The sequence below is a fragment of the Exiguobacterium sp. s6 genome (assembly GCF_018618155.1).
Lineage (GTDB): Bacteria > Bacillota > Bacilli > Exiguobacteriales > Exiguobacteriaceae > Exiguobacterium > Exiguobacterium mexicanum_A.
This window is the reverse complement of sequence record NZ_JACSLN010000001.1, coordinates 1,276,957-1,290,077: the sequence shown is the minus strand read 5'-3', so window position 1 is coordinate 1,290,077 and position 13,121 is coordinate 1,276,957. Positions and strand designations below refer to the sequence as shown.

Genomic DNA, 13,121 nt, shown 5'->3' with positions numbered 1-13,121 from the left:
AAGACGTCACTGGTTGTAGCCGATGAACATCGTGAACATGAAAAGGATGACCGATGACGTCATGAGTAGAAACGCAAGCGAGCTCGCGAACACGAGAAAACCTTTGGAGAAGTGGCGTCGTCGTTTCCAAATCCCTATGACGAACACCACGTTCAAAATGAGAAATAGTGCGAGCAGCAGTAACGGGAGAGCCCGGTCCTGCATCAATATAAGTAAGTCCATAGATGTTACCTTCCTTCAACTATTTTTAAAAAGCAGGGGATTCATCATAACTGCCCTTATAATAAACAAGAATTAACACTGATATCGTTTGTTACTAAGGAGGAAACAACTATGAAGAAGTTACTTCGCGCGACCATCGCCGGCATCGCGTTGTTCACGCTGAGCGTCGCGCCGTCAGAAACCGTGGACGCCGCACCTAAAAAATTTAAGAATTGCACAGAACTGAATAAGACGTACAAGGGCGGGGTCGCCAAGACGAAGACGACGAAAAACAAAGGCGGCAAGACGAAGTACAAGCCGTATGTCAGCGCCACGCTGTATGAAGCAAACAAATCGAAAGACCGCGACAAAGACTTTATCGCCTGCGAACGCTAAGAGATGAGAGGACAGCGGTCCTCCGTCTCTTTTTTAGTTATTAAAGCGGTAGGATATGTCTCCCGCAGCATCGTAGCCGATGATGGACTCAATCGACTCGATTTGGTCGACGAGCACGAACCAGACGTCATTCCCGGCCTTTGTCTTCAACAGTTCCGGTTCGAATTTGTCTCCGTTCAACTCGACGACGACTCGGGTCGTATCACCGTGGTTCATCCCATAAAGGATGTCGTAGGGGGAGCATTCTGACCGATCCCCGCACGATTGGCCGAAAGTGGCCCACGTGAGCCCTGCCTCGGACAGCGATTCAGATGTAATTGACTGAACCTGATTGTCGACAGTAAGTTCAAGACCTATGCCTTGCGCAACCGGCTCTTCACTCCATTCCTCGACGATGTAACTGTTCGTGAAAAAGCGAAGACTCATATTACGGTCATCAACAGGGTAGGTGAGAATCGGTTCCGCTCCCTCGGGCAATTGTGTCTGCTTCGTCGAATCAAATGCCCAGGCCACTCCGGCTGATACCAACAATAAGCACACAAGAATGAGGACAATCTTTTGCTGACGCTTCATAACAGACCGCTCGCTTTCTCAACTTGTAAAAACTGTCGTACCTGTTCAAGCGGGAACGCCGGGTTCCAATGGACGAAGTGGCCGCCTGTCATTCGTATGTAAGTGATCGGCAGCTCATGCCGTTGCAGGTCCAGAATGGCTGACTTCGTCAATCGGACTTCTTTGTCGTCCAGTCCGACAAAATCGCCGTAAATAAGTAACGTCGGGACTTGAAGTGAACGCATAAGCTGCGGCACGTCAAGGTGATAGAAGCCGAACAGCAGATTCAATCCGCCTCGTCCGAGTTTAGCCGGGTCGTTCAACGCGCGCCGAATCTCGTTTCGTTCAGAGAGGCCTGTCTGTGCGCAGAAAGTCTTAACCTGTTCCTCTGTAACTGGAGATGTACCTTCATCTGAAATGACCTTCGTCTCGATTTTGGGGACGAGTCGAGGTCCGAACAGACGATAAAGTCCGCTCAGGAGCGGGACGGCAAGGCCAAACACGCCATACTCTCTCAACGGAACGCAAGGGAACGCCTTATGGCCTTGATCGAGCAAGACGAGCCGCTCCACGTGCTCGGGATAATGCGTGGCGAAAGCGAGAGCGATCGCACCTCCAAGTGAATGCGCGATCACATGGACGGGTCCGATTCGATGTGTGATGACGTAGTCGTTGACCCAATCCGCCAACTGTTCGGACGTCACGACCTGCTTAATCCCTTCACTTCGCCCGAACCCTGGCAAATCCAGCAAATGCACCTCGAAGTCGTCGCATAGCACCTCAGCGAGTGAACGACCTTCTTCTCCGGTGAATCCTCCAGCCGGTAAAAATATAACGGGTGTCCCGCTTCCCATCACTTCTGCATGATAACGATTCAATTGAATCCCACCTTCCAACTCCCAATATCTGTATCTTTCCATTGTACGTGACTAGTGATTGGAACAGAAGCAGATTCTTTCAAACGGAGATACGTTTTCACCCAAATCCAGGTATAGACTAATGACACGTGAGCAGGTTGCACTTGTCGTTTTCTCTGTCGCTCTTGAGTTGTCTCAACAAGGAGGAATGCGGTGTGAAATTATCGGGTAAAACGGCACTCGTCACCGGGGCCGGGTCAGGGATGGGTCGGGCCATCGCCAAACTGTTTGCCGAGGAAGGGGCACGCGTCGTCGCCATCGACATGAACGGGGACTCGGTCGAAGCGGTCGCCTCAGAGATTAAAGCGAGCGGCGGGGAAGCCGTCGGCGTCTCGGGGAACGTCACGAAACAAGAAGATATCGACAAGATGGTCGAGACGGCGACGAGCACGTTCGGCTCGCTCGACATCTTGGTCAACAACGCGGGCATCATGGACAACTTTTTGACCGTCGGCGAAGTGACGGACGAGATGTGGGACCGGGTCATCGCCGTCAACTTGACCGGACCGATGAAACTGGCACGGGCCGCCATCCATATCATGGACAAACAAGATTCGGGCGGTGTCATCATCAATAACGCCTCGGTCGGTGGTTAGTTCGGGACACGCGGTGGCGCCTCGTACGTCGCCTCGAAACATGCGCTCATCGGCCTGACGAAAAATATCGCCTCCACATACGGTACGTTCAACAAGATTCGGGCCAACGCCATCGCACCGGGCGGGGTCAATACGAATATCGGCGCCACCATCACCGCGCCGAGCGAACTCGGGATGCGAGCCATCCAAGGGGCAGGGGAGGCTCCGATGGGTGAACCGGAGCAGATCGCCAAGGTCGCGTTGTTCCTCGCCTCCGATGATTCGAGTTTCGTCAATGGCGACGTCTTGAAAGCAGACGGCGGGTGGACCGCCCGTTAACGAGAAAAAGCCGACACGATTGTCGGCTTTTGTTATGTCTGTCGCTTTCGGTACGCCAATGGTGTCACCGCATGGACTTTTTTAAACGATTGCACGAAATGGCTCACGCTCGTGTAGCCGAGACGATGTGCTAGATCGGCGATCGGTTCCTTCGACTCCTCGACGAGGCGCGCCGCACGATGCATGCGGACGTTCTGGACGTAGGCGAGCGGCGATGTGTCGCCCCATTTTGTAAAGTAGCGGCAACATTCCGCCCGGCTCAGACCACCCGTTGCTGCGATGTCTTCGAGCGTCAGTTTCATCGTGTCATGGTCATGTATGTAGGCGAGCATGAGACGCATCCGTTCCTGAACATGATGTTTCGTTCTGCTTTGCGGCTGTTGAATCCAATAGCGCCAAATGACTGCGAGCTGTAAGCTCGCATCGAGCAACGCGAACGAGGACTTCTTCTTCAGGCTGCGAATCACTTTGTCGATTATGTCGAGGACGGGCTTATCTCCTGGTTCACCGGGATGCAACACTTTACTACGCGACGTCTCGGCGTGCGGTGTCACGTACAACTCCGCAAGCGACGGAGAGAATAGGTCAAACGGCTCGACGGAGAGCACGACCAAACGAAATGGCTCTCCTTTCGGTTCAACTTTCACGATTTGTCCACGGTCTAAGATCAACGCCATCCCTGAGCGGAGCCGAGACCGTGTCCCATTGACGAGCAGGTCGAGTTGTCCGTTCGTGATTAACCAGATTTGAAACTGCGGATTCACTTTGATCGTCGTCTCAATCGTCGTTTCAGTCCACTCTTGGATATCAATCAGATTTTCTTCAACCTTCATCCGAACACCTCAATAATTGAACATTTATTTCGTTTTAACACCGGATGGACATACTTCTTTTTCACCACGAAGCGTCTATCAAGACATTTCATCGGGATTTTCTACGTGGTGATTGAACAAGTTCCTTCTATATAATGGCGTCAAAAGATGAACCAACCGGTGACACCCGCATGCACTAATATAGCGATTGGAACACCAATGCGGAATTTCGGTTTCAACGTCTTATGACGGAAGAACCGCATCGCGAGATAGGCCCCGAATGCGCCACCGATCCAAACGAGAATGAGTAACGTTTGTTCCGAAATGCGCCATTCCCCTGATTTAGCACGACGTTTATCGAGGTAAAATGACATAAACGCTAGGAAATTAGTCACAATGTAATATAGCAGTAATAGTTCCAAAGACTAAAACCTCCTTTCTCTTCTCTTTAGTATAGCTGAAAATGGCTCAACTAAGCCATTTGTATTTGGATTGTAAAAATTCAGATTCCTCTCATCTCGCTGAAAGCTTCTGTAACTGAACTGATATCACTCTCATATCAGCCTGTAACGGCAGTGAAATATACAGGTGTTACAGTAAGGGGGCGTTAGAAAAGGGAGGAATATTCTTATGAAAAAACCACTATTGACACTAACGGCACTCGCTGGCCTTAGTTTAGGAGTCGCTGCTCCAGCTTCGGCAGCATCAACACACACAGTTCAGTCTGGAGATACACTTTACCGTATCGCCGTGAACAACGGTGTATCAGTTAATGACATCAAACAAGCGAACGGCTTAAACTCTAATATGATTTATCCAAACCAAGTATTGAAGCTTGCGAAGTCAGAAGCTAAAGCTTCAAGCGCTTCAAAAACGTATACAGTAAAATCAGGTGACACGTTGTATCGCATCGCGACAAACAACGGCGTATCTGTCAAACAGTTGATGACATGGAACGGTCTTAATTCAGATCTCATTTTCCCTGGTCAACAATTCTCTGTAAAAGGTGCTAAAGCAGCATCGGTTGCGAACAGCGCACCAGCCGCTAAACCAAAAGCATCAACATCTGCACCGGTGACGAAACAGTCTACGTCTACAACGCAAACCCAAGCTCCGGCTTCAGGTAAGACGATGACTGTGGAAGCAACGGCTTACACACCATACTGTGCAGGATGCTCAGGAATCACGGCAACAGGAATCGACGTCCGCTCGAACCCGAACCAAAAAGTCATCGCGGTTGACCCTTCAGTCATCCCACTCGGCTCTAAAGTATGGGTTGAAGGCTACGGCGAAGCAATCGCTGGAGATACTGGTGGCGCCATCAAAGGTAACAAAATCGATATCTTGATGCCGACACGAGAGCAAGCGCTCAACTTCGGTCGTAAATCAATCACAATCAAAGTCTTAAACTAATCGATTTTCCCTAAAAACACCGCAGGCGCGGTGTTTTTTTGTGTGTCTATCCCTTTACCTGTAAACGAGCATTTCATTCTTACGAAGAATGGGTAAACAAGAGACAAAAGGAGGAGATCGAGATGGTCACGACAGAATTCATTCTAGGCATACTCGGTATCGTATTGGTCATCCTCAACGTGACGTTTGCGGTCACCATTATCTTCTTCGAACGGCGCGATATCGGGTCGACGTGGGCCTGGCTACTTGTTTTATTCTTCGTGCCGCTGCTCGGATTCTTCATCTATATCTTCTTCGGACGATTAATCAAATCGAATAACTTCTACCAAGTCGACGAGGAACGACGGCATGAATACGCGGAACACGTCCATAACCAGTTGACTGAGCTCGACGCCCATGGCGGCTTGTTTGCCAGTGATCCGCTCTTATCCAAGTATCGTCGCCTCGCCCGCTTGAACTTATCCTCCACGAATGCGCTCGTGACGTATCATAATGCAATTCAAGTCATCCATGACGGCGAGCAGAAGTTCGAGGCGTTGTTCCATGACATCGAGGTGGCAACAAAGGAAATCAACATCCAATACTATATCATCCAAAACGACTCGCTCGGTCAGGCTCTCATCTCGGCCTTGACGCGACGGGCCAAGGAAGGGGTCAAGGTCCGTCTACTCTATGACGCCGTCGGCTCCCGCGGATTGCGACGTTCCCATTTTAAACAACTGCTCGCGCATGGCGGCGAGGTCAAATCGTTCTTCCCGTCACGTCTCGGTATCAACTTCCGCGTCAATAACCGGAATCACCGAAAGCTATGTATCATCGATGGGGAGATCGGCTATATCGGTGGTTTCAACGTCGGGAATGAATACCTCGGGACGAATCGTCAGTTCGGCTATTGGCGCGATGTGCATCTACGGATGAGAGGGGAGGCGGTCCGAGAACTGCTCGAGCGTTTCCTCCTCGATTGGAACCGTGCCGTACCGACGAAGCATCGAGCCGAGAAAGAGGATTTCATTTGGCCGTCCATCCTTATTGAGACGGCCCAATCACCGGTGCAAATCGTCACATCGGGCCCGAACTCATCGACCGAGCACTTGAAAAACATGCTCGTCAAGATGATCACCGAGGCGAAAGAGACGATTTACATCCAGACCCCTTATTTCATCCCTGACGCCAGCTTCCTCGACGCCTGCCGCAATGCGCTCATGTCCGGGACGAAAATCCGCCTGATGATCCCGAACAAGCCGGATCACATGTTTGTCTACTGGGCGACGTATACGAATGCGGCCGAGCTCGTCCGCTACGGGGCCGAGGTATATACGTATGAAGGCGGCTTTTTGCACGCGAAGACGCTCGTCATCGATGGCGAGGTCGCCTCGATCGGCACGACGAACATCGACGCCCGCAGTTTCCGACTCAATTTCGAGATCTCGGCGCTCGTCTATGATGAGGTCGTGGCCCAGTCTGTCATCGATGCATTCGATCGCGACCTCGCATGTGCCGACAGGTTAACGATTGAGCGTTATGAGACACGAACGAAATGGATCCGTTTCAAAGAGAGCGTGTCACGCTTGCTCAGCCCAATTCTTTAAAAAAGACCAGTCAGACCGTCCGGGAGTGCCCGGCGAACTGACTGGTCTCTTATTTTTTGAGCGTCTGGGTGACATGTCGTTCGAACGCCTCGACGATTGGAGCCGGCGCTTCTTTCTCTCCGTACTCGGCCGCCTCCAGCCATGTGGCAAAGCGACTTCCTTCGGTAAATCCGATTCGTTCGAACCATTCCGAAACAGTCTCTTCGCGCTGGCGGGGATGGGCCTGTTCGAGACGTCTCCCGGCATCAAGCAGACGGACGTGCCGTGGGGCCCGTGTCGAGCGGCGAACCGAATCGGCCGCTTGATGGCGTTGCTTCGGCACCGTCCCATCCTCATGGATTTCTTTTCGGCGTTGCACATAGATGAATAAAGCGATGACGCTGACGAGAACGACGAGAAACGTGACGACCAAGAATAGCGATTGATTCGTCGCCGATTCGAGTAACGTCTCGTTTGAAATCGTCTCGGCATCGATGTTCGGATTGTCCGGGACGAGGATACGGTTGACGCGATCGGTCGGATCGAGATTGACTCCGTCGAACCAACCGCCGATCCAAATCAGGATGGGCTGAATCCAGGCGACGAGGTTGCCGAACAATAGCTCTTTGATGGTCCGGATGATTATCGCTAAACCGAGGCCGACCCCTAGGGCGACGACGAGCGTGGACAACATCCGTTTATAGTCACGGCGATAATACAGGCTCCGTTGCCAAAACAAGAACAAGAACGGGAAGACGATCATCGCCAGCGGCTGAGACGCCGGCGGGAACAACCAATCGACAATGAGGAAGAGCACACTTGCGATCGCGTAACGGTCCGTCCAATCGAGAGTTCGGATAAAGGCGTGGACGTACGTGAACAACAGTAGCGTGATGCTCATCTCATACGAGAACAAGAGCGCGGCGATGCTCAGGGCCGTCTGCACCCCAAGCTGCCAGTTGCGCGGCAAACGGAGCGTCAGCAGAAAGACGAGCGGAAACACGTGACCGACATAGAACGCGGCGAACACCCACCAGAGTAGTCTCATCGTCCGTCACCTCCCAGTCGTAAAATGGATTGGCTGCCGCCGTATTTGGCGACCTTCCGTTCGAATAGCGACCGGGCGAGTGGGAAATCCCGTTCCGACAGGCAGGCGAGTGTCGTCATGACCTTGCGGAAATGCGTCTCACCGCTCCCCGGGGCGAGGTCATAGGTGATGCCTTCCTTCGTCAGGGTCGGGACGATCAGCCCATAGCTCGCGTTCTCTTTCTCGAAGTCGCGGCATAGCGCCGCCGCCTGCGAGATCAACCGTTCCATCTGATGGGTGAGGGCGCGCCCGTCTTTCGTCAACAAGTCGAGCACGACGACATATTCGTTCGCCTGGACGGGTTGCTCGGTGCGGGCGAGCAGTTCACCTGTTTTCGCATAGGCCGACCAATACAGTTGCCGCATCGGCTGTCCGTGATACGGCGCCACTGACTGGAACGTCTCCGGGTCACGGTAGGCGCTATGACGGACCATCTCTTCGCCTGGTAACGTCGGAGGGCGCTTCGGAATCGGATAAGGCAGGAATTCGGGGAAGACATACCCGATGCGGTCGAGCGGGTCTTCTTTATAGAGCGAAAACATACGGAGCGGGTCCCGGATCTCCATGCCGATCGCCTCCATGCGGATCGGACCGCGTCGAATCGCCTTGAGCGGGAGCGTGTAGGCGACGGCCGCCTCACGACCGACAAAGTTCTCTTGGCGCCAGAAGGCGTGCGCCTCCGACTCGACGGTCGGATGGAGATAACCCGACAATCGGACGATGCCAAGGGGCACGGGCGCCGTCGAAATCAATTTGAGCGTATACGTCTCTTCATCGTTCGGGAACAGCTTCAGTTCGTCAGTCACTTCGACGTGGACGTACTCAGCGAGTCGGAATAATAACTCCGGCATGATGAGCGCATACAGGCTGAACCCGATAATCACACTCGCGAGGAAGACGTTCCCGTATAGGGCGGTGAACACCCCGACGACGAACAAGAGCCACATATACCCGGACTCGAGGTAGCGAGGGCTGACGAGTTGCATGTCACACCTCTGACGGGACCGGGATGGTCTCCAAAACGGACTTGATCAATTTAGACGGCTTCGTCTTGAGCGACGCCTCGACCGTCAAGACGATCCGGTGGCCGAGAATCGGCAAGGCGAGCGCGCGGATGTCTTCCGGTGATACGTAATCCCGTCCGTCCATATAGGCATGCGCCCGAGCCGCCATCGTGTAGGCGAGCGTCGCCCGTGGGCTCGGTCCGACCTCGATATCCCGGTGATGACGGAGCGCCTCGACAAAATCGAGGAGATAGTCCTCCATCGCCTCGTGGAACAAGACATCACGGACGGCTTGCTGCATCTCGGCAAGTTCGGTCTGTTGCAACGTGAACGGAGCCGCACTCAAATGCTCATTCCGCAGCAACCGGCGTTCCGACTCTCGTGACAGCGGGGCGAGTGACAGTTTGAATAAGAAGCGGTCAAGCTGCGCCTGAGGCAGCGGGAACGTCCCTTGCCCGTCGAACGGGTTTTGCGTCGCGATGACGAAGAACGGGTCTGGTAAACGAAGCGACACCTCGCCGAGCGTCACTTGCCGCTCCTGCATCGCCTCTAACAGTGCCGACTGCGTCCGTGGTGTCGTCCGGTTAATCTCATCGACGAGTAAAATCGACGTGAAGATTGGGCCCGTTCTTCGTTCGAACGTGCCTGTCGTCGGATTGAACAGTTCCATCCCTAAAATGTCACTCGGTAACGTATCCGGCGTACACTGTACACGTTGGAATGCGGCCGAGACCGAGGTGGCCAGGCTACGCGCGAGCGTCGTCTTTCCTGTCCCCGGTCGGTCCTCGAGCAGGACGTGCCCCCCGGAGAGGAGGGCGATCGTCGCCAGCTTGATCGCCTTTGACTGCCCGATCACTTGATCGTTTAAATGTGTCGTCCATTGTTGCACCATAATAAAATTCCCCCGTCTATTTTCTGATAATTAAGAAAATCATAGCACACTCGCGGTCCGAGATGGAACGCTAAAGACCAGCGCTTCAAAATATGTACGTCACGTGTGGTCAATCCGAAGAGGCCGCCTTCGCTCTTTTCTGGCTTGGGAACTTAAAAACCAAGTAATAAAGGACAATCATACTCGTGTATGGGTTTAAGGCACTGACCCATGCCGGTCCATCGAATAAAATATACGTGAATGCGATGAGGCCGGATGCGACGAATAATAGCTTTGAGAACATAGGTGATGTCTCTCCTTTGAAGCGAAATATAGAATAAGTTGACTATACCATGTCATTTTTGCAATAACCGCCCGACAAAAAAACTGACCTGCCTGTATGAGGCAAGTCAGTCATCGCTTCGGTGTATCCAAATAGCGTTCAAAATGCCGTTCGAGCCAATCTTGGAAGAACGACATGAACGTACAGATGCCCCAGTAGATGAGGGCGACGACCAGATAGACGGTCATATAGTCGAACTCCCGGCCTCCGACGATCTTCGCCTTGTTGAAAATTTCAGGGACGGTAATCATGGCGGCGAGCGAACTCGCTTTAATCAAATCGAGGAACACGTTCGAAAGCGGGGGGAGCGCGATTCGCGTCGCCTGCGGCAAGATGACCCCTTTGAGCGTCAGCCACTTGTTCATCCCGAGCGAGCGGGCCGCCTCGACCTGTCCCGGATCGACGGCACGGATCGCCGACCGGATAATCTCAGCGATATAGGCCGCCGAGTTCAGACTGAACCCGATGACCGCCGCCGTCAGCGCCGCGAACTCGATGCCGATGAATGGAAACCCTGAATATAAGATGAACAGGATAATCAAAATCGGCACGCCCCGCATGAACGAGATATAGAACGTCGACGGGAACCGCAGCATCCGGGACGGTGACAGTTTCCCAAGGGCAAGCACGAGACCGAGCAACAAGCCGAAGAGCATGCTGACGAATGAGATCCAAAGCGTGTTCGGCAAACCGCCTAGCAGATAAGGGAACGAGCGCACAGCCAGGTCGACGTCAAAGATTGCTTCCCATTTCACACCTTCGAACATGACCGCTTAGTCCAATTCGACGATCGTCGCGTCGACGTCCGGTTCTACCGAGACATCGGCTCCGTTATAGAACGTTTCCGACAATTCTTTCACCGTACCGTCTTCAAGCATCTCGCCAAGGACGCGGTCGATGTTCTCTTGGAGCTCTGCATTCTCTTTGTCCATCAAGAACGCGACTTCCTGTGGGTTATAGGCGATATCCGGGTGGATCGTGATATCGAAGTCCGGGAAGAAGGCGAGGGCGAGTGTCTGAAGATAGTAGTCGTTCAAGATGACGTCGGTCCGTCCTGTCGAGACGTCACGGAGGTACTGGTCGTTCGTCGCGTTGTCATAGATGACTTCCTGGGCTCCGTATTGACGTGCCACGTCCATAAAGACGGTCGTCGCTTCACCAGCGGCCTTTTTGCCTTTCAAATCCTCAATTGACTCGATGCCAGACAAATCGCTCTTGCGAACGATGGCCGTCCCGTACGTGTACTTGTACGGTGTTGAGAAGGCGAACTTCTCTTTCCGGTCCTCTGTGACCGAGATATCGTTCGCTGCGACGTCAACTTGTCCGTTTTGGACGCTCGTCAACATGTTGTCGAACGCCATCTCTTTGAATTGGACCTCAAGGTCAAGACGTTTCCCGACCTCTTTCATGAGCTCGACGTCAAACCCAGTCAATGTATCGCTATCTTCTTCACGGAACGAGGCGGGATAGAGTGTACCGGCCGTACCGACCGTGAGCGTACCGTCTTCTTTGATTTCGTCCCAGCGCGAAGTTTCGGCCTGATCGGTGTTAGAATCACCACACGCCGCGAGCGGGACAGCCAATAATAGGGATGCTGCCAAACCTTTTGTCATACGTTTCATTCAAGTTCCTCCTTAAGTTATCATCTGTCTAAAAATAGCATGACATACGCTTACAGGCAACTCCTAAGAGCGGATAAACAGTCTTAATGTTATATTTGAAACATTAATCCATTAAGCGCTAACATGTTGATGAATGAAGGATTCAATCGAATGACACAGTTTATTAATTGTGATGAAACAGATGAATGGATGTCGGTTTGAACAATACGGTTTAAGCGAAGATATCATCGTGTTGATCAGCCGACTCCCACGCATGTGAACGTCATTAATTAATGTATGATAGATAGTGAAGGCTTATTTGGAACATATCAAAATGAGGAGAGGAGGGCACACATGGAGAAATGGGAAAGATGGACCGCCAATCCAGAGATACCGGATAAACTATATCTGCAGGCGCTAATTGATGATAAAGACGGATTAAGACTCGTGTTTACCGATGCGCATGAAAACACACATACATTCTTGTTTGACGGACTTGTATTGTCGTATCGAAATACAGACGAAGGAACGCTTATTAGAACGCTAGAACATTTATACAAACATCATGACCCTGATTTTTTTGGCGACTGGACACTCTTTAAAGTGACCGATTCCAGCTATTTAAAATGGTTAGCTGAAGAATCAACAAACATTTACGAAACGGTTTATAATATTCAGCATTACGTGTTCCTGACATCAAATGATGTAATTGAAGTGTTGTCGACAGAACCACCGACTTTGATTTCATGATCGCCACTTTATGGCTAGTCTAGTGAGACCATTTGGTTCTGGGATGGAGCGGTCATTACATATGAAGGGAGAAAGATGCAATGGAAGAAGCCCCGAACATCTCGATCAAACCGTTAGATGAGTATTCCATCAGGGTCGTGAACGAAGCCAATAATCCGTTTCCAATCATCGGGAAAATCATTCCGAGCTTTTGTGACGGAGTTTGGACGTATGAGGAACAGTTATATGAGAAAGCCCGTGTGACAAGCTTTCCAGACGATTTGCTGGACTGGCATGAATACATCAACAGTGAAGACAAACAAGTATTCTTGGCGTTCGACGAGACGACATGTATCGGACAAATCCGTGTGGTGAAAGACTGGAACCGTTTTGCGTATATCGAGAACATCGCGGTCCGTAATAGCGATCGACACAGCGGGATTGGCCATTTGCTGATAGAAGTTGCGGAGGCGTGGGCAAAAAAGCAATCGTTGCTTGGATTGTCACTCGAAGCGCAGAACGATAACGTGATCGCGTGTCGATTTTATGCGAAAGAAGGGTTCGCGCTCGGCGGTGTCGATACGCTCAAACAGACCGGAAATCCGAACATCGATATGACGTTGTATTGGTACAAGCTATTCTGATTTTCTCGAGAGGAGAGACGTCATATCTGACATCGATTTTCTTTATTTTTTCTCTTAGTTAACATAACA

General features: G+C 51.8%; 15 protein-coding genes and 1 pseudogene. 6 read left to right on the top strand and 10 right to left on the bottom strand.

The window, feature by feature from the left end; translation table 11 throughout:
* Positions 1–6: 6 nt before the first annotated feature.
* Positions 7–222, bottom strand: coding sequence for a hypothetical protein (locus tag KNP75_RS06670; protein WP_131435017.1), 216 nt, complete (start codon positions 220–222; stop codon positions 7–9).
* Positions 223–333: 111 nt separating this feature from the next.
* Here KNP75_RS06670 and KNP75_RS06665 point away from each other — a divergent pair, with 111 nt between their 5' ends.
* Positions 334–597, top strand: a complete 264-nt coding sequence (locus tag KNP75_RS06665; protein ID WP_113926645.1) for an excalibur calcium-binding domain-containing protein — start codon at positions 334–336, stop codon at positions 595–597.
* A gap of 33 nt (positions 598–630) precedes the next feature.
* Here the strand turns inward: KNP75_RS06665 and KNP75_RS06660 are convergent, their stop codons facing one another.
* Together KNP75_RS06660 and KNP75_RS06655 are read right to left on the bottom strand one after the other, a co-directional pair.
* A complete protein-coding gene (locus tag KNP75_RS06660) occupies positions 631–1,170 on the bottom strand; it encodes a hypothetical protein (protein ID WP_214763127.1) in 540 nt (179 codons plus the stop codon).
* Entirely contained in the window at positions 1,167–2,027 is an 861-nt protein-coding gene (locus tag KNP75_RS06655) for an alpha/beta fold hydrolase (RefSeq protein WP_214763128.1), read from the bottom strand. Before KNP75_RS06655 ends, KNP75_RS06660 begins: the two co-directional genes overlap by 4 nt.
* 194 nt (positions 2,028–2,221) lie before the next feature.
* Between KNP75_RS06655 and KNP75_RS06650 the strand changes: the two are divergent.
* A pseudogene (locus KNP75_RS06650) lies at positions 2,222–2,980 on the top strand (glucose 1-dehydrogenase).
* Positions 2,981–3,012: 32 nt separating this feature from the next.
* Here KNP75_RS06650 and KNP75_RS06645 read toward each other — a convergent pair.
* Both KNP75_RS06645 and KNP75_RS06640 read right to left on the bottom strand, forming a co-directional pair.
* The gene (locus tag KNP75_RS06645; RefSeq protein WP_215190075.1) at positions 3,013–3,813 is read right to left on the bottom strand and encodes a helix-turn-helix transcriptional regulator; all 801 of its coding nucleotides are present in this window, start codon (positions 3,811–3,813) and stop codon (positions 3,013–3,015) included.
* A gap of 140 nt (positions 3,814–3,953) precedes the next feature.
* Positions 3,954–4,214: a DUF1294 domain-containing protein gene (locus KNP75_RS06640; protein ID WP_232939616.1), complete on the bottom strand. Its 261-nt coding sequence runs from the start codon at positions 4,212–4,214 to the stop codon at positions 3,954–3,956.
* 208 nt (positions 4,215–4,422) lie between these two features.
* On the opposite strand from KNP75_RS06640, the gene KNP75_RS06635 reads away from it, so the two are divergent.
* Both KNP75_RS06635 and cls read left to right on the top strand, forming a co-directional pair.
* Entirely contained in the window at positions 4,423–5,205 is a 783-nt protein-coding gene (locus tag KNP75_RS06635) for a LysM peptidoglycan-binding and 3D domain-containing protein (RefSeq protein WP_034777617.1), read from the top strand.
* 122 nt (positions 5,206–5,327) lie between these two features.
* Positions 5,328–6,794: a cardiolipin synthase gene (cls, locus tag KNP75_RS06630; protein WP_052090124.1), complete on the top strand. Its 1,467-nt coding sequence runs from the start codon at positions 5,328–5,330 to the stop codon at positions 6,792–6,794.
* A 49-nt stretch (positions 6,795–6,843) separates the two neighbouring features.
* On the opposite strand, the gene KNP75_RS06625 is transcribed toward cls, so the two are convergent.
* From KNP75_RS06625 to KNP75_RS06605, 5 genes are all read right to left on the bottom strand, one after another.
* Positions 6,844–7,821 (bottom strand): hypothetical protein, encoded by a 978-nt coding sequence (locus tag KNP75_RS06625; RefSeq protein ID WP_214763130.1) that lies wholly within the window; start codon positions 7,819–7,821, stop codon positions 6,844–6,846.
* On the bottom strand, positions 7,818–8,846 hold the full coding sequence (locus KNP75_RS06620) for a DUF58 domain-containing protein (RefSeq protein WP_215190074.1): 1,029 nt from the start codon (positions 8,844–8,846) through the stop codon (positions 7,818–7,820). The genes KNP75_RS06625 and KNP75_RS06620 overlap by 4 nt, the downstream gene beginning before the upstream one ends.
* A gap of 1 nt (position 8,847) precedes the next feature.
* Positions 8,848–9,756, bottom strand: a complete 909-nt coding sequence (locus KNP75_RS06615; RefSeq protein ID WP_215190073.1) for an AAA family ATPase — start codon at positions 9,754–9,756, stop codon at positions 8,848–8,850.
* Between the two features lie 393 nt (positions 9,757–10,149).
* A complete protein-coding gene (locus tag KNP75_RS06610; RefSeq protein ID WP_214707772.1) occupies positions 10,150–10,845 on the bottom strand; it encodes an amino acid ABC transporter permease in 696 nt (231 codons plus the stop codon).
* A gap of 6 nt (positions 10,846–10,851) precedes the next feature.
* On the bottom strand, positions 10,852–11,700 hold the full coding sequence (locus tag KNP75_RS06605) for a transporter substrate-binding domain-containing protein (RefSeq protein ID WP_215190072.1): 849 nt from the start codon (positions 11,698–11,700) through the stop codon (positions 10,852–10,854).
* 333 nt (positions 11,701–12,033) lie between these two features.
* On the opposite strand from KNP75_RS06605, the gene KNP75_RS06600 reads away from it, so the two are divergent.
* Positions 12,034–12,429 carry a hypothetical protein gene (locus KNP75_RS06600; RefSeq protein WP_214707768.1) on the top strand — a complete coding sequence of 132 codons (396 nt, stop codon included), beginning with the start codon at positions 12,034–12,036 and terminating at the stop codon, positions 12,427–12,429.
* A gap of 80 nt (positions 12,430–12,509) precedes the next feature.
* Positions 12,510–13,052, top strand: coding sequence for a GNAT family N-acetyltransferase (locus KNP75_RS06595; protein WP_215190071.1), 543 nt, complete (start codon positions 12,510–12,512; stop codon positions 13,050–13,052).
* The last annotated feature ends 69 nt before the right edge of the window (positions 13,053–13,121 follow it).